The following is a 19,174-nucleotide window of genomic DNA, read 5'->3' as shown; positions in this document are numbered from 1 at the left end:
TCGAAGAACTCAGCAGCTTGATCGATGAATCCAAGCGCGTCTGGACCACGAAGCGCCGCAAATATGCCGACACCACGCCGTGGATGCTCGATGAGCTTTTGAAGGTCTCGGCAGATCTGCCGCCGGACTGGGACGAAAGCGGAATGGCCGATGATGCGGACCTTCCGAAGCTCAACGTCAACGAGGAACTGCGGGCAAAGCTACCCGAGGAGATCAAGACCGCCGGCAAGATCATCTCGGTCAACAACGGCTCCTTTCCCCCCTACGAGATCGTCACCGGAACGAAGATGGAAGGAGCGAGCGCCGACCTTACGGACGCGCTCGGCCAAGTGCTCGGCGTTACGATCGAGCACGCAACGGTGGGTGGTCTGCCGGCACTCCTCGCCGGCGTCAATTCCGGCCGCTATCAATTCGCCTTCGGTCCTGTCGGCGACTTCAAGAGCCGCGAAGAGGCCAATGACTTCGTCGACTGGGTGCAGGAATTCGTCGTCTTTGCTGTGCACAAGGGCAATCCGAACGGGATAACCTCGCTCGACACCGCTTGCGGACAGCGCATCGCAGTCATGGCTGGCGGATCGGCTGAAAAGGTCATCAAGGTCCAGGCCGAAAAGTGCAAGTCCGACGGCAAGGACGCGATCGAGGTGCAATCCTTTACCGACCAGCCGAGCTCGATCCTCGCCGTCAGGTCCAAGCGCTCGGACGCGTTCTTCTCCTCTCAGGCGCCCCTCACCTATTTCGTGTCGCAGTCCAATGGTCAGCTCGAGCTCACCGGCGTCGGCCAGAAGAACGGCTTTGAAGATCTCTATCAAGGCGCCGTCGTGCCGAAGGGATCGCCCCTCGGCCCCGTGCTGCGCGATGGCATGAAAATTCTGATGGAGAACGGCACCTATGCGGCGATCATGAAGAAATGGGGTCTTGAGAACAACATGATTAAAGAGCCGGGCATCAATCTCGGCGGGATGTTGCCAAAATGAGTGCAAGCGACCATAAATCCGCATCGCCTTCGGGCGGTGCCGATCCCCGCGACGTCGTCAACGCGCATAAGCCGTTTCGCACCGATCGCCTCGTCCTTTGGGCCCTGACAGTGGGCATCGCGGCCAATTTTGCCTGGATCGTCGCAAACAACGAGAATTTCGGCTGGCCGGTCGTCGCACAATATTTCTTTGACCCGACGGTCATCAGCGGCCTCTACGTCTCGCTGGGACTGACTGTTGTTGCCATGCTGATCGGCATAGCACTTGGTCTGCTGCTTGCCATTGCACGGTTGTCGAGCGACCGGCTCGCCCATTCTCTTGCCGGTCTCTACATCTGGTTCTTCCGCGGCACGCCGCTCCTGGTGCAGCTTATATTCTGGTACAATCTGTCGACGCTCTTTCCATCAATTTCAATCACCGTGCCCTTCGGACCGACATTGGCCAGTTGGGACACCAATTCTGTCATCACGCCGATGACGGCAGCAATCGTCGGCCTGGCGCTCAACGAGGCGGCCTACATGGCCGAGATCATCCGCGGCGGCCTTCTGTCGGTCGATAGGGGCCAGGCGGAAACGGCGGAAGCCTTTGGCATGACGCGGGCACGCGCGCTGCGCAGGATCATCATACCGCAAGCGATGCGCTCCATCGTTCCGCCAACCGGCAACCAACTCATCAGCATGATCAAGGCGACCTCTCTCGTCAGCGTGATCGCCATGGCCGACCTGCTCTATTCGGTCCAGTCGATCTATAACCGCACCTTCGAGATCATTCCGATGCTGCTCGTCGCGGTGGTCTGGTACCTGCTGATCACCTCGATCCTCAACATCGGCCAAGGCTATATCGAACGCTACTACAGCAGAGGCGACAGACGCTCCTCCAGCGCACCGAAGCCTGCCGGACAGGCAGGCACGCCGATCGTATCGGATAGCCCCTCACCCGTCATCGCACAGGAGGCGAGCCATTGAACGCCCTTGCAACTGTCGGACCTCTCGTTCACGCACGCAATGTTCACAAGTCCTACGACCAGTTTGAAGTCTTAAAGGGCATCGACCTTGACGTCGCCCCTGGCGAGGTCGTGGTTATCCTCGGGCCTTCCGGCTCGGGCAAATCGACCTTCCTGCGCTGCATCAATCATCTCGAGTCCATCAATCAGGGCTCAATCATGGTCGATGGAGAACAGATCGGCTATCGATTGCGAAAGGACCGGCTTGAGAAGCTCTCCAAAAATGCTATCGCTGCGCAAAGGCGCAAGATCGGCATGGTTTTCCAGCAGTTCAATCTCTATCCACACATGACCGCACTCGAAAACATTATCGAAGCGCCGGTTGGCATCCACGGCGAAAGCCGCAAGGCCGCAATGGAAAATGCGCTGATGCTTCTGGAGCGCGTCGGCCTCTCGGAAAAAGCCGACAGTTACCCGCGCCAGCTTTCCGGCGGCCAGCAGCAGCGCGTGGCGATTGCACGTGCTCTGGCGATCAAGCCGAAGCTGATGCTGTTCGACGAGCCAACCTCCGCACTCGATCCCGAGCTCGTCGGCGAGGTTCTTGCAACCATGCGGGACCTGGCAAGCCAGGGACTGACCATGATCGTCGTCACTCACGAGATTGGCTTTGCGCGCGAAGCGGCCGACCGCGTCATTTTCATGGATGGCGGCAAAGTCGTCGAACACGGTAAGCCCGAAGAGGTCCTCGGCAATCCGCAGCATCAACGCACGAGAAGTTTTCTCGCGCGCTTCATCTAGCCGGCAATCTTTACGCTGCGCACTCCGTCGCGCCGCCAAACCGCGACGGACGATACTGTTCATTCTAGCTATTGGAACCAATTGATGACACGCGACAAGGGCTTTGCCCGCATCTGCGACTTCGAGCCGCTCAAGGAAGAGCTTGTAGCGACCCGCCGGCATCTTCACGCCAATCCGGAACTATCATTCGAAGAGGTCGAGACTGCACGCTTCGTCGCTGATAAACTGGGCTCCTGGGGCTACGAAGTTTTCCGAAATGTCGGCGGCCACGGTGTCGTCGCTCGTCTTCAGATGGGCAGCAGTCCGCGCAGTATTGCGATCCGCGCCGACATGGATGCTCTTCCAATCCAGGAAGAAACGAGCCTGCCTTACGCCAGCCGGGCTGCCGGCAAGATGCATGCATGCGGTCACGACGGTCACACGACGATGCTGCTTGGGGCTGCGGAGTATCTGGCGCGCACCCGCCGTTTTGACGGGACGGTCAACCTGATCTTCCAGCCCGCCGAGGAAGCAGGCAGCGCAAGCGGTGCTGAGGCGATGATCGCTGACGGATTGTTTGAACGCTTTCCATGCGATGCGATTTTCGGGTTGCACAATCATCCCGGCGCGCCCGAAGGCACCTGGCTTTTGCGTTCCGGTCCATTGATGGCAGCTGCCGACACGGTAAAAATCACCATCAAGGGAAAGGGTGGCCACGCCTCCAGGCCGCATCTGACGGTGGACCCGGTGCTCATTGCATGCAATCTCGTCGTCTCACTGCAGTCGGTCGTTTCGCGCAGCATCGATCCGACACAAACCGCAGTCGTCACCGTCGGCTCCATCCATGCCGGTGAGGCCTCGAATGTCATTCCCGACATCGCAACCCTTCTGCTCAGCGTCCGGTCCTTCGAACCGGCGATCAGGGACATTCTGGAGGCGAGAATCCGTAACCTGGCAGCGAGTGTCGCGGAAGGCTATGGCGCCAGGGCCGAGATCGACTATGGCCGCGGCCACCCAGTCGTCATCAACTCCGAGAAGGAAACCGAATTTGCCCGCCGTATTGCGGAGGAACTCGTTGGCCCGGACCAGGTCTTAGCGTGCCCACTGATCCCGGGAAGCGAGGATTTTTCCCATTTTCTCGAACACAAGCCGGGTTGCTTCCTGCGCCTTGGCAACGGTCTGAACTCTGAGATCCTGCATAGCTCGAAATTCAACTTTGCAGACGAGAACCTGACTGTTGGTGCCGCCATGTGGGCGCGGCTGACAGAGAAATTCTTGGACTAGATTTACCCGACACAATCGCAAGCATCGGCGCGCCGTTAACCTTGGCAATAAAGATTGTATTCAGTCTTTTTTGGTAATTTTCCATTAGCCATCAACGTCAGCCGGTCCCGGCGGCATGGGATGGCGTCGGCGGCAGTTGTTTTGCGTACGGGTTCTTATGCGTCTATCGAATGTGACTGCAATCTTTCTTGCCTGCCTGACATTGTCCGGTTGCGCTGCCAATTCTCGTCCTGGGACCGTTCAGGCCGGGCTGCCATCTGAGGAGACGACGGGCTCGGTTGCCCAATCAGCCGTGCCCGTCCCTGCCGCCAATGTGGGCGACCTTGGCCGGCAGGACAACCCACCGCCGCAGACCTTGGCCTGGACAGGATCGGTGCCGCAGCCGCAGGCGTTCGCACCAGCTTCAAGAACCGTTGGCGCGCCCATCCCGTCAGAACGGCCCATTGCCATGCTGGCGCCGGACAAGCCTCAGACAAGGGCTCCGCAGACGCGCTCGCAGATTTACAGCTACGGTTTTCGCGACGCCAAGCCGATCAATTTCGGGTCCATTTCACCGAGAAAACTTGCCGTACACGGCGTCGACGTGTCGCGATGGCAGGCAGAGATCGATTGGGAACGGTTGAGGCGGCAAGGTGCGAACTTCGCCTATATCAAGGCGACCGACGGGGGCGACCATCTCGACCCGATGTTCAGGAAGAACTGGCGCAGGGCCAAGGAGGCTGGCTTGAAGCGCGGCGCCTACCATTTCTTCTACTGGTGCCGGACGGCCGGCGAGCAGGCGGACTGGTTCATCCGCAATGTTCCGAAGGAAGCAGGTGCTCTTCCGCCGGTTATCGACGTCGAGTGGAACGGTGAATCGAGCTGCAAGCGGCGGCCTTCGCGCGAACGGGTGCTGGAAAAAATGCAAGTCTTCATGGACAAGCTCGAGCGACACTATGGCCAGCGTCCAATCATCTACACGGCTCCAGACTTCTACCGCGACAACCTGAAGGGCGCATTTCTCGATTATCCCTTTTGGCTGCGCTCGGTCGCCGCCCATCCCTCCAAGGTGTACCCAAAGCGCAAGTGGGTCTTCTGGCAGTATTCTGGTTCCGGTCTCTCGCACGGCGTCGATGGCCGGATCGACCTCAACGTCTTCCATGGTGATGAAGACGATTGGCACGACTGGGTGGCGTCACGGTAGCGCCGGGCGTTGCCAGCTGGAGACCGCGTGAAAACCGAGGCCTTCTTCCATTGAAGCCAACACATCCTCTTCCCGGTCAGCCTCGCAGAAGATCATCCGGTCGGCATGTAGCCCCGCCTGAGATATGGCCGGAAAAAACAGGTCGGGCCTTGTCAGGCACCACAGGATTTTACCCTTTGTGCGGGCGGCGATTCCCGCCGCAAACAGCGCTGCCGCCGCGCCATCGACAGTCCCAGTCCCGCCGCCGGCGACCTCATGCAACGCTCCGTATGAAAGGCCACCGCCCGGAAGGCGTCCATCGATTTCGGCGACCCCGAACGGCAGGACGACCTTGCGGCGGCTAGCCGTTCCTTCGAGATGCTGGATACGGTCTCGAAGCTCGTAGAGGGTAATGTTCGCGCGCGGCTGCGCCATCTGTGGCCTTCGTTCAGAAGCAGGTTTCCATCTCGTTTAAAAGCGAGAATGTTCCTCTTTTGTTTCCGCGCGAAAAGCGAGTCAATCGGCATGTTTCGGATGGCATCTCAGCTCAAGCGTCCTCCACAGCACGAAACCGTGTGATCCCTTAGTGAAAACAATGCGGTACAGGGAACTCGTCGACGACAGCGGTAGAAAATCTCATCGATAAGAAAAGAATCCTGCGGCGGCGCAAATTTGAGTGAGTGGTCTCGGGCAAAGTCTGGACCGGCCAAGGTGGACGTCTCAGGCCATGAGTCATGGTTGAACCCGACGCCGAATAGTGCCGGGACTGTCGACCTAGGTCTGTTTTGACGATGCGACCGCATCCATCGACTTGTTGCGACGGGTCGCAGAGCTTGTTATCTCGACGCCCGCAGTACTCGCGGCATGGTCGGGAGATTGCAGAAGATGGCGTGACTTTGCCCGCAGTCGTAGCGCTCCGGCATCTGAGGTCAAGATTATGGAAGCAGTTTTCGAGCGCGTCGATATCGACGCGTGAGCCTACGCCGAGGATGGATGGTAGAACCCGCGCGATATCTTGTGACAATTGCCACCTAATTCCGTATTGTTCTAATGTGGTGGAGAGCTTCTTGACTTCGTTGCGGGTTCGGCCTTGCGGCGTGCACGCTTTCTTGATCAGGCAAGGGCGATCACAATGAGACAGCTCAGTGAAGAGGGTCGACGGACCTTGGAGAGGATTGCTCAGCGGTACGGGGTCAGCCTTGGCGCGGTCGAGCACCTTCTGATTGCGATTATCGCCGGGCAGGCGACACAGGCTCAGTTCAACCATCCTGATCTCGGTGGCATGGGGCAATGGTCACAAGGCGGCATGATCATGGTCGGCGACATGTTCAACCATGCTCTGAAGGCGAACGTGGCGGGGATTTGTTCCGAGCTTGCCGCCCTGGTTCGCAGCACGGATTTGCTGGACCTGCAGAGGTCGCACCAGTCCCAATACCAAGGTCAGGGCGGCGTCAGTCTATTCGTGCCTGGGGCGTTGTCGGCCGGCAACTGGTGGCCCGAGGAGCTCGGGCACCCTGCCTCGACCGGGGCGCAGAATAACCTGCGCTATGCCTTTTTCCCGACAACCAGACGACTGGCGATCGATGTTGGTGGCCGGTTAACGGTCTACGACACGAAAGACCATCGCATTGGCGGCTTCTCGCAACAGCAAAGCAGCGACCAGACGCTGAGCTTCACCTCTCAGCATGGGCTCGTGAAGATTTCGGAACTGGATGTGGTCGATCAGGACGGCAAGGAACCGGCAAGCACGTCTGCTATCGGACCATATGCCGCCGCCGTTGCCCCATCGATTTTCGCATCGTCCGCGCAGGAATCCGCCGTGCCACAACAACCGGCGCCTCCAGCGCCGGAGCCTCGTCGGTCCGATGAGGACATCTTCGAAAAGATTGAACGCCTCGCGGCACTTCGTGAAAAAGGAATTCTCACAGATCAGGAATTCGAGGTGAAGAAATCGGAGTTGCTCAGCCGACTATAGCATCCGACGAACAGGGCTTGCCGGACGCAGATCAGTAGATGGCTTCCATCGAGCTCGCATAATCACAATGAAAGCACTCAGTGCCCCACCCTCCCCGGTGAAATAAATTCAAATGCTTTTCCGCGTTTCGGGGGCCTGCAGTTCGTAGTCTGAATGCCAAACTTTGCACACAGATCTGAGCCCGGAGTTGCGACCACATCAGCGACGCAGACACGGCGCGGCACCACCGCCACTGCAAATATTTCTGGCTACACGTGCTGCGTAATCAGCGTTACTGACGGAAAATATGTGCGGTAGCGGCCAAGGTCGCGGGTGAGCAACGGAAGCTGACTAGCCGCTGCTAGGCCCCTATGAGAAAGTCAGGCAATACGCCACTCTTTGATCCTCCGGCGCGGCGATACTGCGTAAATATCCTGCCGGCAAGGAAAAGGGCGGCTCGCGGCATTGCAGTCATTTCAAGCCCAACCTTGTCGAGGAATGCCCTGAGTTCTTCGAACGACCGTATCGCACTGTCAGCTCGGCGCACACCGTATCGTTAATCATTAAAGGCCCATCGAGGCTCGCCGCTTCAAGTTTGGGCAATCGAGCAATCTGCCCACTCATCGGTGACAATCAGGCGCGCCGCAATCCGCGAAGCCGAAACGATGAGCGAAAATCCCTCAATCCCTTGTATCGGCTTCCAAGCGGTCAGCCGCAAGGGAAGACGGTGCCGATTGCATACGCTCTTCGAGTTCCGCTGCGACCCACTCGAGAAAGAGGTTATAGGCCACCGCCAGTAGGGTTGGTCCGAGAAAAAGCCCGATGAATCCAAAAGCTAGAACGCCACCAACGAGCCCGAATAGACCGAGCAGCACTGGCAGATTGATGTTCTGGCTGAGCAGATATGGTCGGAGGAAGTTGTCAATACTGCTGACGAGAAGCAGACCCCATGCAGCGATGAAGATCCCCCACCAAACCGATCCCTGCATGAGAAGCCAGAGCGCAACCGGCCCCCACACGAACGGTGGCCCTGCGGGCACAAACGAAAGCAAAAACGTCAGACCGCCAAGCAATAGCGATTGCGACACGCCGGCGATCCAGAAGCCGATACCGGCCAAAAGGCCTTGGGCGAGGGCCGTTCCGATCATTCCGTAAACGACACCATTCACGGTCATGCCAATGACCGTCAGCAACCTTCTAGCGCGAGTGCCGGCAATACGCTCACCGATTTGACGCATGAAACTGATCATGCGCCGGCCGTGAAGGAACAGGAAAAAAGTGATGAATATACTTAGCGCAAGTTCGATTAGGCCGATGCCGAAAGCTGCACCGCCAGCAAGAGCAATATCGGTGACAGGCCCCGTCAGCTTCTTGAGCTCGAGTAAAAAGGCGGGAGCGTCATGCGTAAAGTTTTCCCAGTAAGCGGCCACACTCTCGCCGACAATCGGAAGGCCTCTTACCCAGATTGGGGGCGCGGAGGGACCTTGCTCGAGGACGCGCGTTATTCCCGCCGCCAGATTCTTTATATCGTCGGCGAGCGCCGTCACGAGGAACGCAAGCGGTGCGGCCACAACAAAGACCACCAGCACCGTCATAGCTGCAGCGGCAGCCGTCCGGTTGCCACCGACAACACGTTCACATCGGCGGTAGATGGGCCATGTCGAAAAACATATCACCGCAGCCCACATTATTGCCGACAGGAAAGGCCAAAGGACGAGAGCGCAACCAATTGCCAGCAGCACAAGCGCGCCGATACCCAGAAGCTGCTCGACCAGTCTGCTTAGAGGAATCATGACTACTCCTCCGGTTCCTTGCGATTCTACTTCATCCGCAAGCATGACACTCATCGACATTCGCAGCTACCTCGCTGTCATGGACGGAAATCACGTGGGACAGATCGCATCGCTATCGCACGGCAAACTGCTGCTTCGCAGCGGCGGCAACGGGCAGCCCGCTTCAGGCGGTCAGCCGATTATAGCGGGTTTGGTGGTCGATTCGGAGGCTATGACTACGGTTATGGGCACGGCGGCATCGGTGTCCTCGGCGGCATGCGGAGGAGAAATCGGCGCCTATTTGAAGGAGTGATTATTAAGCAAGTGCAGCCAACGATGAGGTTTGGCGAAAGAGTCAAGTCGGTGACGCACCGGTTGTCAGCCATCTTGCCGAAGTGTGCGCGCTTTAACCGCGGCACGCAATCTGATTTGCTCTTCATTGTCCAATCGCAGGGCTTTCAGATGGGCGGACTTGGCTATTCTTGCCTTCAGCTTGGCTCGAATCATGTGCGCCGAAACGCGGTGTGTGTTTCCTCCGCTATCGTCATCGGGCGCATTCCCGATGTGCCGCAGCGACCGGGACCATGCGAGGCCTGACTGTGGCCTTGTCCTCCAGCAGTTCAGAATTTGATTTTTCATTCCAGTCGTCGAATGCAATTCTAAGGTTTTCAAGATCGTAAGACGAATGTCTATTGTTGTGATCGAAACGGTCAGGAAAGGACATGACCTTCTCCCCAATGCTTGGGGCGGGAGCGTTGCGCTCTCAAGCGGCAGTGCCCTTTTCAACGGCTGCCGACAATACGCACCCTATGCTCTTCTACCGGGAACGCAATGAAATCATTTGTCCTTCGAGGGGAACAATAACCGACGCGCGGCTTACCGGGTGGTCTGCGGAGGCGGAATGGTCCCGCACCCTGTTCCAGCGCAAGCCTTGTCCTGTGCGGTCCACCATCTCCCCGAGCTCGCCACTTAAGTCTTGCATGGGGCAACCAGCAGAACGAGCCGTTCATCATCAATTTCCATGCCGCAAAACCAGGCAGAAACCGAAGCGCCGATAGGCGCGCCTCACGTTAGATATACGGTTTGGCGGGAAGCTTTCTTCCGCGCAGAAAGCGCAAGACACCTTCAAGCGGTGCGTCGGAAGCCACCGCGCACGTGCCACTTTGCGTCGCCGTCACTGCTTCACCCTTTGAAATCAATAGAGGTAAGCGCAGCAAGGTCGGATCCACTAGCGAGGTCCCTTTGGTACGAATGCGTTTGACTATTCCCCGTTAAAGGCGCGTCATCTTTTTGCGGTCTTTTGACCACACGGCCATTCGATGTTCCTCATCGTAGCCACGCTCAAGGAGGCTAACATGCCAACCACCGAAGCGCTCCGTTCTTATCGTGAAAACACGGTTCGCCTGATCCGGGAAACCAACTTCCGCTCGATAGCGACATACTTTGCAGTTCTTGTCGCAATGTTCATCTCGGTCGCCGTCCTGGGGCATTTGCTGCTCAGGACGTGAGCTATTTGACGTGTGTCTCACGATGCGTGACAGGAGCGACCAGGAAAGGATAGCGCTATGCAGAAATCCAAGGAAGAACAAGTAAAAGCCCGCGCTTACGCTATTTGGGAAAGGGAGGGCTGCCCTGAAGGAAAAGACCGCGAAAATTGGGAGCTCGCCATAAAGGAGATGGAAGGGCAATCCCCTCCGCAAGTGGAAAAGGACCCTTGGCGGACGCCGCAAGACGACGCGACTGGTTAACTGCGCTTTCGCGTAGTCGCGAGGCGTCTCGCCGATAGGCGATTGTAACGTTTGTGTTCGGTCCGCTTGCTAAAGCACTGGCTTCTACGATGATCCCACAACGAGGGACAGACATGATAGAAAACCCTGAAAGCGCGCTTATTGCGAATGTGTTACGTTTCTGTCGCGTGCGGGTGCAAAGCTGCGATGCTGGAAATGATCGGGCGGTTGGAGAGTACGTGCCTGTCACCTGACGAAATCCATCTCGTGGTTGGGTGCATACGAAGACTACGTCATGTTCTTAGCCTAAGTCTAAATCGGCATCCCACTCACAGTTACCTGAGTCGCCAGGCAGTTCGGCGCGTACTTTGGGGTCGCGTCCCCTTCTCAGTGCGCGGCAAACAGGTTCTGTCGCTCATTGGATTTGAATGTGGCTTTAATGGGTCGAGCCAGATGGCTGCGCCGGAAGCCCTTGGATCGCAAAGCGAGAGAAACGCGGAGCTCCGAGCGTAACAGCCTCTTTGTTAGGCTTACCGAAGTGCCGTTCGAGCTGGATAGTCAGTTCGGCTGGACTGGTCGTTCCCTCTTGAAACAGGCCAATCAGAAGCCGGGCTGCGATGGGGAAGGGTCGAGGCTGATCAAAGAGAACATCGTCCGTATAGCCAGCATCCTTCAGCACGCCCTGAAGTAAGTTGAGGTCGTCGCTCGTCATATATTTAATGGATGTTTCGGAAGACATGACATCCTCCTTTCGGTCGGGGCAAAGGGTCTCACGACCCTCAAACAGCAGCGCCCGTAATGATTACTGCTGGAGGCTAGACCATGCGCCCTCGGAATAGACAAAGCAAACAATAACTTTCAAGGATGCTCATATACGACGACAGCATCAAGTCTTCCTCCACGGACGACATGCCCGACTCCTCGGCGCGGTTCGGTGGCAAGTCATGAAGAGCTGCGTTCCCTACTTAGATGATCTTCGCCCGCTGGCGATCGTGCGGCTTGCTGGTCCTTCAGCAGCGCGGCATCGATTTCCGCTCGCGTGACTTGCAAATGCTGCCTCTTGAGCGAAGGCGTTTCAATTGACGGAATTTCCAGATGAGCGGCTAATATCCTGTATGCGGCAAAGGACAGTTCCTCGATCCGTTCTTCGTCCACCGTTAGCCGGTATGTCCCGGCTGCCAGTGGCATAACAAGAGATTGAATGAGAAACGAATGATCGAACCTGATCTCGGTTTCAGTTGTTTTGTTCATGGCAGACTCCGTCTGGTTTGATGCAGAGGCGACAGGGTTTGCCGCGCAGCCAGGAGATCTTTCCGTCCCGGTCAGCTTTCTCTTCATGCGTTTATAGCCTTAGCCCTGACGCGATCTGGGCCGGATCGGGCAGCTCTTTGGTCGGTGCGCCAGTCACCTTCGATTCTCCGCAGCTTTCGAGGCTGCCGCCGAACGCGCGCTGGTTGCGCCGCCTTCGTTCTCCCACGACGCCAGTGCATCCGGGTCTGAGCTTTGCCTACGCCGAAAGGAGGGCGGGTAGCTTTTCGAGGGGATCGTGCCGGCCTCAATGCGGCGGATGATCTCGACCTCCTCGTGACGCTCGGGGCCCTCGTCGGCTTCCATGTCAGATGTCGCATAATTGGCTCGCTTCAGAATTCGCTGCAGCGTCGAGCCCTCGATAGCTGCAGTTTCATCGACGTAGAGGATGGTTACCACAGCCAGCCCCCTGAAATCAGAAACAGGATGAAGGCGAAGCTGAGCGCGACCAGGATTCTGATTGCGACGTGTTCAAAGGAATAGTGATGATGGAACATGGAAGACATCACGTCCTCCTTTGATTGGGGCGAAGGATTTTAACCCTTTTGCGGCAGCGCCCGCTTCAAATGCTGCCGACAGAAATACTGTGCGCTTTGATTAGGTTTTAAGCAAGGCATTTCGCCGCAATTAAAATAAGAACATTCCACAAGTTCCTATGATATGGTACTTACATTGGAAAATTATTGCGAGGAGACGCGTCAATGAAAGCTATTTTTCCAGACATGACCGGACGACAAGTAGCGATATTTCTGATCGAGACGTCGCTCGTGATGGCAGGACTGGTCGTCATCCTTATCGTAGGGATACCCCTGCTTTAGAGTCACAGTCGCTCACGGCTTGGACGCCGCCATGCGAAGCCAGATTAGGATAATTCAGCGGCTGGCGAGGTCTACCGAAGAAGCAATCGCCCGAACGTTAAGAAGGAGTCGCAGCTTCACAAAGCTCCGGAATACGCTTTGACGCAGCACCAGGAGTGACGCCGGCTTCCATTCAGCTGCTCTTTACTCCAACCGCGAACATGCCCGCTGGCTTTTAGCGCCGCCCTCGTCGGCGACGGCAGTCTATGTACATACCCTGAATACTCACTGAACCGCGCATTCCCACGGAGCCGATGGGTCCTGGGACTGGGCTGAACCAGGCGTCGGCATCTCGAGTCTGGTCACGAATCTTGTTTCGAGCTGACCCAAAATGGGCTCGGACCTGGAGAACATGCCGTATTCACGCACCAGCAATGGGGCGAAACTCCACAAGTGCCGACCGGTCAGAACCTTGTTCTTAAAGTCGATGAGCCGTCTCGGTAGCTCGATCCTTGCGGCGCACCTCCAAAGATTTGTTGACTCTGATCACGATGAGAACATAATAGGAACAAACGGTGGAGCGACCGCCCATTGCAACAAATTGAGTAAGGGGAGAACGATCATGCCCCGGCAGCCGATCAAGAGAGAACTGGAACAAGGCACCTATTGGACGCCACCTTGCGAAGTCGCCATTACTGAAGCGCATCCACGATTGCTCAACGCGCTAAAAACCGGCTCGGGATTGGATCGCAAACGCCTCTTCGTGGCAGGCGCCTACGATATGGCCTTCAGTTCGCCGATGGGTCAGTTCGAGGTCGCCATAGATTGCGAAAGCGGGCTTTCCTGCGGCGTCTTCAGAACCATGCGTAACTCGGAAGATGTCTCGGGAAAACCTGTGTGGTTTACCTCTGACGGCGATCCTGACAACGCGGTCGAGACGGTTCTTCGCAGCGCTAAGGCGGAAGGGCTAGTTCCCTGATGCGGCTTGTCAATCGCATCTGGCTAAGAATACGATTTGCCCCGGGTTCGACAAGGACACCGAGGCTGCTGCTCGCTTTTACTCTGAGATCTTTCCCGACAGCATGGTGAGTGCCGTGCACCGCGCATCCGGTGACTATCCGTCCGGCAAAAAGGGCGATGTGTTGACGGTCGAATTCACAGTTGCGGGGATTCCTTGTCTCGGTCTGAACGGGGGACCGACCTCGGTCCAGATCGCCACCGACGACCAGGAGGAGACCGACGCTACTGGAATGCCATCGTCGGAAATGGCGGCGAGGAGAGCGCGTGCGGCTGGTGCAAAGACAAGGGGCTTTCCTGGCAAATCACTCCCCGCGGATTGACTGAAGCGCTTGCGGCTGGCGGTGACGAAGCAAAGCGAGCGTTTGAGGCCATGATGACGATGAAAAAAATCAACGTCGCCGCAATCGAGGCGGCGCGGCGTGGTTGACGCTCGGTGGCGTCCTGTGGCCGCCAGATCGAGGGGCAGGCTGGCCTTTTCTTTCTCCCGAAACGGTCACCGCAGGAACTGTCGAGATTGATGCGCAGCACTCCATCCGACGCGGTGGTGTTTTGGCCCGAAAACACGTTTCTGCGCTGGAGAACAGAAGACGCTCGCCCAGCGATGAGGCTGGCGCAATCGTCTCAACAATCCTGCTCACCGGGCGCGTCTATCTTGGGTCATACCTGTCAGGCCGGCCGCGGCTCGTGGAAGCGGCACCAGCCATAAGGGCTGATTTCACCTGCAACGATCTCACATGCATTGGGCTCCAGGAAATGGGTGCACCCGCCGCATCGTCGTCCCTTATTCGGCGAATTCTGGTAGCGCGCCACAGACTTCGGCGTCGTTCCGGCCCCGCGTGCGGCAGGCTGGCGCGTCATGCAAGAACCAAGCGCAGCTGCACCACCAACCGCGACGCCGGCCATCGCCGCTTTCAAGAACTTCCGTCGGGATACGGCCTGGCTTGAGCGGCCTTGCGCCGGGATTTTCCCCTTATTCATGATCTTGCCTCCCTGTTACCTATGCTGTCAACGTTGTCGAACAGCGGTCAAATCGACTTCAGGTACTCGATCAGATCGCTCTTCTCCTCATCGGTGAGGCCGAGTTTGAGGTGGCGCTCGTAGTGCCTGACGACGTCCTGAAGCGCCGCGAACCGGCCGTCGTCCGTTTCGGAAATCTGCAGCATCTCGGTGAATGCGGTCAGGTCCGGTGCGAGCGCGACGATTGCGCCAATGTTCAGGTCGCGATTGGGCCGGCCGTCCAGTCTCGCCCCGAGGCCTGCTGCGTAGGCATCGTCGACGGTCGAGTGGGACACGGCGCATTGAATTCCTATCGAGGTAAGGGTCTTGCCATCGGCGGCAAAGAAGCCGGTCACGCCCGACAACGGCGTTGGCTTTGAGCAGGACAAGGGTGCTGGCTGGATCGGCAAGATCTGCCTTGCCTCTATTCAGCGCTCCGGCTACGTCTTTCGGGATAGCGTTTACGTCGACTTTCAGGCCTAGCTCGAGCGCCCTTTTCGGGCTGAGACCAGGTCCTTTGCCGCCCAGCTTTTCGCCAGCAATCGCCTCATGAAGCTTCAGCCTACCTCCCCAAAAATCCTCGCTGCCGAACGTATCGTAGCGAAACGTCTCTCGGCCCTCCTCCAGATAGCGTCTCGCCTGCTCCGCCGCAGCCGCGTCGAATTCCCGCATCTCGCCTTTCCCGCTCACTTGAGCAGCGGCTGGGAGCAAAGTCGAAGAGAGAAGAACCGGGAAGTTTACCACGTAAAGGAAGCTTCGAGACATGTCACGCCCCCCGCGGTCGACAACCCGACCAGCGACATCCGATCTCCGACAAAAGAAAAACTCACTATACATTAAACGTATCTAATATACAAAGCTTCACCTCACTTGCGGCGGCATTTCGGTAAGGCTCGGGAATTGCGCGAAGGCTAGAAAGTGATTGCGCGTGGTCAGGACAACCGTCTGCGATGGGATCCGCAGGGCAGCCTCCAACCTGAGTGATCCCAGGATCCGCGGGGCAAGGTTCGCGGGAACATTTACGTTCTTTCTCCTATTTAGCGGGTGTAGGTTTTTGGAGAAGGTTGGCCATGAATGTCAGCGATGAAAGAACCATTCCGTTATGGGCGCAGATCGACGTTGCGCCTGATGCCGTTCCGCTCCCCCACGACGACCACTCCGATGTCGTCGTTGTCGGCTCCGGAATTGCCGGCTTGTCCGTGGCCTACGAGCTCGCTCTCGCTGGGAAGAAAGTGACAGTCATCGATCGCGGCCAGATCGGAGGCGGCATGACTGCCCGCACGACCGCGCATCTTACATCGGTATGCGATGACTATTTTTCCGAACTCATTGGTCTGCGGGGGCGTGAGCTGGCGCGGCTCTTCCATGAGAGTCAATCTGCCGCGATCAATCGCATTGAGGAGATTCAGCAGACAGAGGCGATCGCGTGCGATTTCAGACGTGTCGACGGGTTTCTTTTCCCGTCGACTTCAGCGCAGGAAGCTGAGCTCGAGCGAGAACTCGAGGCCGCATTGCAACTCGGCGTCGCGGTCGAAAGAACCGCCGGCTTGCCGTTTGCGGGGTTCTCCGCGGCACCCGCCCTTCGCTATGCCCGTCAGGCGACATTCCACCCGCTCAAATATCTGCGCGGGCTGGCCGACGGCGTTCGCGCTCGCGGTGGCGGCGTCTATCGGGACACAATAGTCGAAAAGGTTGAGGAAAAAGACGGCGGTGTCCGCGTGGCAACAGCCTCGGGCTTTGTCGCCACTGGAAAATGGGCTGTTGTGGCGACCAATTCGCCAATCAATGACCGTGTCGCCCTCCACACCAAGCAATCGCCCTACCGAACCTATGCAATGTCGTTCGAAATCGGGCGCGGTTTGGTCCCAGATGGGCTCTATTGGGATACTGAAGACCCTTACCATTACGTGCGTCTGCAGCCGGGGGACGGCGAAACGGACTTTCTCATCGTCGGCGGTGAAGACCATAAGACTGGCGCGGCTGACGACGGCAACGAGCGGTTCGCGGCCTTGACGTCCTGGATCAGAGGTCTAGTGCCCGATCTTGGCATCGAGACCCATCGGTGGTCCGGGCAGGTGATGGAGACCATCGACTACGCAGGTTTTATTGGTCGCAATCCAGGCAACGAGCGGGTGTTCGTGGTGACTGGTGATTCCGGCGAAGGCATGACACATGGAGTCGTGGGTGCTCTGCTGATCCGAGATCTAATTCTCAATGGCAACAGCCGCTGGCGGGAACTCTACGAGCCATCCCGCAAGACTTCAAAGGCGATTGGCGATTACCTCGTCGAAAACGCAACGGCGATCAAGAATTTCGCAGAGTATATCGCGCCTGGAGAAATCGATTCTCTTGACAAGCTGCGGCCGGGAGAAGGTGCCATCGTCCGCGTGGGCCTCAGCAAGATCGCCGCCTTCCGGGACGAAGATGGCACGCTTTACAAACGTTCGGCGTCTTGCACGCATATAGGCTGCCACTTGCACTGGAACTCCCTCGAGCGCTGCTGGGATTGCCCTTGCCACGGTTCGCAATTTGCCGCCGATGGTACTGCTCTGAACGGCCCGGCTGTGTCTCCCTTGGCTAATGTCCAGTAGATCCTTACAGAGCTCAGACGGATTTCATTCTCGAGATGCGGGACGCCACGTCGTTGATCTGTACACGATGTGCAACAGGATCGGGTTCCAGGTGAATTCCCACGTCATTGTGGCGACAGAGCAAATGATTCAAATTGGCTCGGGATCGACCACTCCGCTCGGTCGCCGAGAGCTATGCATGAAAGTCCGAGCGACAAGCTCACCTGGCGCAGGCGCAGGTCTTGCGGCTCGGGCAATTGGTAGTCTGTTCCGTCCGTCGCCCAGCCTCATTGTTTGGCAAGGTCCGGGTATCGAAACGGTGCTTCTTTTCCGCCGGACATGCCTCTTACATGAAACTGTCGCGCCGGCCAGAATCTGGCTGTCGCTGGCGATCGGTGGGGGCACTAGCTTCTCTAGGAGATGGCAAGAATCTCGAGTTCTTGGTCACCTAAATTGACGATGTCTCCAATAGCTTTGCCCATTATAGACCTTCCTACAGGGCATGCGAAGGATATCGATCCGGACTTAGGATCCGCTTCATCTTCTCCAACAATGCGATATTTCTGCACGCGGCCGTCGTCGCGGCGGAACGTTACCGTGCTCCCGAATGCGACAATGTCAAATGAAATAGGTTCAGGGACAACCTGCGCAGTACGAATTCTCTCGCTAAAGTAACGCATGTCACGCAAGGGGATTGCTGCCTGCCGCCGCCGTTCATTCACGTCTTCGATTGTACTTGCGGCATCGTAGGCTTCTCGGGCTTCTTGGTGCTGCAATTCCAAAGCCTTCAATCCCGCGGCTGTAACCAGGTTCGGGTGAGGTGAAATCGGACGGTCGGGCAGCAGTATTTCCGAAGCCGTTTCAGCGCTTTCTTCCTTTGTGAACGCGGTGCTCAATCTTAGGCTCCGTTTAGACAATAGACTGGCCAACGACATCGACGATCCGTCACGTGCGCAGCTCGATTTTTATTGCGATTTTTCGATGGTCGCGTACAGATAAGATACCTCTATCCCAATCCGACGACGAGAGGATTTTTGCAGGATTGTCACATTCCTCCTTGCGCCGCCAGGAATGGACATTTCACCGTCAACAGCGAAGCTTTCTGGATAGTAGGAGGCTCATTACCGGATCATCGCTCCGGCCCGCGCCTTTGTGATCCAGATTGAAGCCAAAAGCTCTATCCTGGAGGGATCGCCCAAGGCAACCAGTGCCTCCCGTATCAAGGGCTCAGCCGTCATTTTGCAGAGCGGAGTTCTCCCGAATCGAGTGACCCATCCTTCCAGAGTACCGAGATCGCTGCTCGATACCTTTTCATCGTGCGTTGAATGACGATTTCTCCGAATCCAGCCGCCTCAAGGATGCTGCGAATGTGTTCGGGGTCAGCAAAGCTGATAGCGCTTCGTCGACGGTGGCCTGTATTCCAGCTGCGGAGGGCGGAAGGTGATCCAGTTCGTTGTCCTGAAGCCGGCGCCAGCAGCTAAACGCCAGCGCCTGACGGCTTCAGAATTCGGCGGAAGTTGGGCGAAGGCTTCAACCGGGACATTACACCAAATCGCGAGAACACGGCATCCACGCTCTCAGAAATCCAGAAACTGGGGATCTGCCTGGATCAACCGCGCCTGTGTGCAAGAGGGCCACGTCCACACCGATCACCCGCCCTTCAATTCCGACCCGCTCGGCAAGTTGGAGAAGGGTCTGGCCAGCTCCGCATCCAATATTCAAGAACCGTGTCTCCTGAACTCAGACCCAGGGCTTCTATGGCCCTCAGCCCCAAGGAGAAAGCTGAAGGTCGATTAACTCATACGCCTCGCCCACGCCTTCGCGTGGCGGAGACCTGGGGACGAAACGTTAGCTGAATCTGGACCCACCCAGCATCGCCAATCTATAGCG

20 protein-coding genes and 3 pseudogenes are annotated in these 19,174 nt (G+C 57.5%); 13 read left to right on the top strand and 10 right to left on the bottom strand.

Annotated features, from left to right (window positions below; all coding sequences use genetic code 11):
* Nucleotides 1-143 precede the first annotated feature (143 nt).
* The 5 genes from EV130_RS03860 (at nucleotide 144) to EV130_RS03840 (ending at nucleotide 5,161) form a co-directional block, all read left to right on the top strand.
* Entirely contained in the window at nucleotides 144-974 is an 831-nt protein-coding gene (locus tag EV130_RS03860) for an ABC transporter substrate-binding protein (RefSeq protein WP_245520017.1), read from the top strand.
* Nucleotides 971-1,939: an amino acid ABC transporter permease gene (locus EV130_RS03855; RefSeq protein ID WP_074064140.1), complete on the top strand. Its 969-nt coding sequence runs from the start codon at nucleotides 971-973 to the stop codon at nucleotides 1,937-1,939. Before EV130_RS03860 ends, EV130_RS03855 begins: the two co-directional genes overlap by 4 nt.
* Nucleotides 1,936-2,715: an amino acid ABC transporter ATP-binding protein gene (locus tag EV130_RS03850; RefSeq protein WP_074064139.1), complete on the top strand. Its 780-nt coding sequence runs from the start codon at nucleotides 1,936-1,938 to the stop codon at nucleotides 2,713-2,715. The genes EV130_RS03855 and EV130_RS03850 overlap by 4 nt, the downstream gene beginning before the upstream one ends.
* A gap of 84 nt (nucleotides 2,716-2,799) precedes the next feature.
* Nucleotides 2,800-3,978, top strand: a complete 1,179-nt coding sequence (locus EV130_RS03845) for a M20 aminoacylase family protein (RefSeq protein ID WP_074064138.1) — start codon at nucleotides 2,800-2,802, stop codon at nucleotides 3,976-3,978.
* A gap of 157 nt (nucleotides 3,979-4,135) precedes the next feature.
* On the top strand, nucleotides 4,136-5,161 hold the full coding sequence (locus tag EV130_RS03840) for a glycoside hydrolase family 25 protein (RefSeq protein WP_132659316.1): 1,026 nt from the start codon (nucleotides 4,136-4,138) through the stop codon (nucleotides 5,159-5,161).
* A 30-nt stretch (nucleotides 5,162-5,191) separates the two neighbouring features.
* On the opposite strand, the pseudogene EV130_RS03835 reads toward EV130_RS03840, so the two are convergent.
* Nucleotides 5,192-5,575 (bottom strand): annotated as a pseudogene (locus EV130_RS03835) (ImuA family protein); the annotation flags it as partial.
* Nucleotides 5,576-6,272: 697 nt separating this feature from the next.
* Here EV130_RS03835 and EV130_RS03830 point away from each other — a divergent pair.
* Entirely contained in the window at nucleotides 6,273-7,115 is an 843-nt protein-coding gene (locus EV130_RS03830; RefSeq protein ID WP_132659314.1) for an SHOCT domain-containing protein, read from the top strand.
* A 248-nt stretch (nucleotides 7,116-7,363) separates the two neighbouring features.
* On the opposite strand, the pseudogene EV130_RS33170 reads toward EV130_RS03830, so the two are convergent.
* Nucleotides 7,364-7,761 (bottom strand): annotated as a pseudogene (locus EV130_RS33170) (type II toxin-antitoxin system VapC family toxin).
* A gap of 13 nt (nucleotides 7,762-7,774) precedes the next feature.
* Nucleotides 7,775-8,887 carry an AI-2E family transporter gene (locus EV130_RS03820; RefSeq protein WP_132659312.1) on the bottom strand — a complete coding sequence of 371 codons (1,113 nt, stop codon included), beginning with the start codon at nucleotides 8,885-8,887 and terminating at the stop codon, nucleotides 7,775-7,777.
* Here EV130_RS03820 and EV130_RS03815 point away from each other — a divergent pair.
* The 3 genes from EV130_RS03815 to EV130_RS03810 all read left to right on the top strand — a co-directional run bounded on the left by EV130_RS03815 (nucleotide 8,886) and on the right by EV130_RS03810 (nucleotide 10,614).
* Nucleotides 8,886-9,179, top strand: coding sequence for a hypothetical protein (locus EV130_RS03815; protein ID WP_165918483.1), 294 nt, complete (start codon nucleotides 8,886-8,888; stop codon nucleotides 9,177-9,179). The two genes, EV130_RS03820 and EV130_RS03815, sit on opposite strands and share 2 nt — an antisense overlap.
* Before the next feature lie 1,042 nt (nucleotides 9,180-10,221).
* Nucleotides 10,222-10,374: a hypothetical protein gene (locus tag EV130_RS32455; protein WP_165918482.1), complete on the top strand. Its 153-nt coding sequence runs from the start codon at nucleotides 10,222-10,224 to the stop codon at nucleotides 10,372-10,374.
* 57 nt (nucleotides 10,375-10,431) lie between these two features.
* Nucleotides 10,432-10,614, top strand: a complete 183-nt coding sequence (locus EV130_RS03810) for a DUF2934 domain-containing protein (protein WP_074064134.1) — start codon at nucleotides 10,432-10,434, stop codon at nucleotides 10,612-10,614.
* Nucleotides 10,615-11,029: 415 nt separating this feature from the next.
* On the opposite strand, the gene EV130_RS03805 is transcribed toward EV130_RS03810, so the two are convergent.
* From EV130_RS03805 to EV130_RS03795, 3 genes are all read right to left on the bottom strand, one after another.
* Nucleotides 11,030-11,332, bottom strand: a complete 303-nt coding sequence (locus tag EV130_RS03805) for a hypothetical protein (protein WP_132548955.1) — start codon at nucleotides 11,330-11,332, stop codon at nucleotides 11,030-11,032.
* 203 nt (nucleotides 11,333-11,535) lie between these two features.
* Nucleotides 11,536-11,844 (bottom strand): hypothetical protein, encoded by a 309-nt coding sequence (locus EV130_RS03800; RefSeq protein ID WP_132659308.1) that lies wholly within the window; start codon nucleotides 11,842-11,844, stop codon nucleotides 11,536-11,538.
* A gap of 153 nt (nucleotides 11,845-11,997) precedes the next feature.
* Entirely contained in the window at nucleotides 11,998-12,300 is a 303-nt protein-coding gene (locus EV130_RS03795) for a hypothetical protein (RefSeq protein WP_074064132.1), read from the bottom strand.
* 1,020 nt (nucleotides 12,301-13,320) lie between these two features.
* Between EV130_RS03795 and EV130_RS03790 the strand changes: the two genes are divergently transcribed.
* Nucleotides 13,321-13,677: a hypothetical protein gene (locus EV130_RS03790; RefSeq protein WP_074064131.1), complete on the top strand. Its 357-nt coding sequence runs from the start codon at nucleotides 13,321-13,323 to the stop codon at nucleotides 13,675-13,677.
* Between the two features lie 19 nt (nucleotides 13,678-13,696).
* Nucleotides 13,697-14,145 (top strand): annotated as a pseudogene (locus tag EV130_RS03785) (VOC family protein).
* Between the two features lie 239 nt (nucleotides 14,146-14,384).
* Here EV130_RS03785 and EV130_RS34190 read toward each other — a convergent pair.
* Complete coding sequence (locus EV130_RS34190; protein WP_074064130.1) at nucleotides 14,385-14,696, bottom strand: twin-arginine translocation signal domain-containing protein; 312 nt, start codon at nucleotides 14,694-14,696, stop codon at nucleotides 14,385-14,387.
* 47 nt (nucleotides 14,697-14,743) lie between these two features.
* A complete protein-coding gene (locus EV130_RS33165) occupies nucleotides 14,744-15,010 on the bottom strand; it encodes a hypothetical protein (protein WP_245520011.1) in 267 nt (88 codons plus the stop codon).
* A gap of 31 nt (nucleotides 15,011-15,041) precedes the next feature.
* Between EV130_RS33165 and EV130_RS33160 the strand changes: the two genes are divergently transcribed.
* Nucleotides 15,042-15,197: a hypothetical protein gene (locus tag EV130_RS33160; protein WP_245520010.1), complete on the top strand. Its 156-nt coding sequence runs from the start codon at nucleotides 15,042-15,044 to the stop codon at nucleotides 15,195-15,197.
* A 587-nt stretch (nucleotides 15,198-15,784) separates the two neighbouring features.
* Nucleotides 15,785-17,305 (top strand): FAD-dependent oxidoreductase, encoded by a 1,521-nt coding sequence (locus EV130_RS03770; RefSeq protein WP_132659306.1) that lies wholly within the window; start codon nucleotides 15,785-15,787, stop codon nucleotides 17,303-17,305.
* Between the two features lie 392 nt (nucleotides 17,306-17,697).
* Here the strand turns inward: EV130_RS03770 and greA are convergent, their stop codons facing one another.
* Complete coding sequence (gene greA / locus EV130_RS03765; RefSeq protein WP_132659304.1) at nucleotides 17,698-18,180, bottom strand: transcription elongation factor GreA; 483 nt, start codon at nucleotides 18,178-18,180, stop codon at nucleotides 17,698-17,700.
* 646 nt (nucleotides 18,181-18,826) lie between these two features.
* Nucleotides 18,827-19,006: a hypothetical protein gene (locus EV130_RS34385; RefSeq protein ID WP_483475591.1), complete on the bottom strand. Its 180-nt coding sequence runs from the start codon at nucleotides 19,004-19,006 to the stop codon at nucleotides 18,827-18,829.
* Between the last annotated feature and the right edge of the window lie 168 nt (nucleotides 19,007-19,174).

The organism is Rhizobium azibense (genome assembly GCF_004342325.1).
Lineage (GTDB): Bacteria > Pseudomonadota > Alphaproteobacteria > Rhizobiales > Rhizobiaceae > Rhizobium > Rhizobium etli_B.
This window is presented reverse-complemented; position numbering and strand designations above follow the sequence as displayed.

Bases quoted from the DNA above. Each gene is read 5' to 3' on its own strand.
- EV130_RS03830 (WP_132659314.1), top strand. From the start codon at position 6,273: ATGAGACAGCTCAGTGAAGAGGGTCGACGGACCTTGGAGAGGATTGCT.
- EV130_RS03860 (WP_245520017.1), top strand. From the start codon at position 144: ATGGCCGATGATGCGGACCTTCCGAAGCTCAACGTCAACGAGGAACTG.
- EV130_RS03805 (WP_132548955.1), bottom strand. From the start codon at position 11,332: ATGTCTTCCGAAACATCCATTAAATATATGACGAGCGACGACCTCAAC.
- EV130_RS03840 (WP_132659316.1), top strand. From the start codon at position 4,136: ATGCGTCTATCGAATGTGACTGCAATCTTTCTTGCCTGCCTGACATTG.
- EV130_RS03790 (WP_074064131.1), top strand. From the start codon at position 13,321: ATGCCCCGGCAGCCGATCAAGAGAGAACTGGAACAAGGCACCTATTGG.
- EV130_RS03800 (WP_132659308.1), bottom strand. From the start codon at position 11,844: ATGAACAAAACAACTGAAACCGAGATCAGGTTCGATCATTCGTTTCTC.
- EV130_RS34190 (WP_074064130.1), bottom strand. From the start codon at position 14,696: ATGAATAAGGGGAAAATCCCGGCGCAAGGCCGCTCAAGCCAGGCCGTA.
- EV130_RS03855 (WP_074064140.1), top strand. From the start codon at position 971: ATGAGTGCAAGCGACCATAAATCCGCATCGCCTTCGGGCGGTGCCGAT.
- EV130_RS03815 (WP_165918483.1), top strand. From the start codon at position 8,886: ATGACTACTCCTCCGGTTCCTTGCGATTCTACTTCATCCGCAAGCATG.
- EV130_RS32455 (WP_165918482.1), top strand. From the start codon at position 10,222: ATGCCAACCACCGAAGCGCTCCGTTCTTATCGTGAAAACACGGTTCGC.
- EV130_RS03820 (WP_132659312.1), bottom strand. From the start codon at position 8,887: ATGATTCCTCTAAGCAGACTGGTCGAGCAGCTTCTGGGTATCGGCGCG.
- EV130_RS03845 (WP_074064138.1), top strand. From the start codon at position 2,800: ATGACACGCGACAAGGGCTTTGCCCGCATCTGCGACTTCGAGCCGCTC.
- EV130_RS03810 (WP_074064134.1), top strand. From the start codon at position 10,432: ATGCAGAAATCCAAGGAAGAACAAGTAAAAGCCCGCGCTTACGCTATT.
- EV130_RS03770 (WP_132659306.1), top strand. From the start codon at position 15,785: ATGAATGTCAGCGATGAAAGAACCATTCCGTTATGGGCGCAGATCGAC.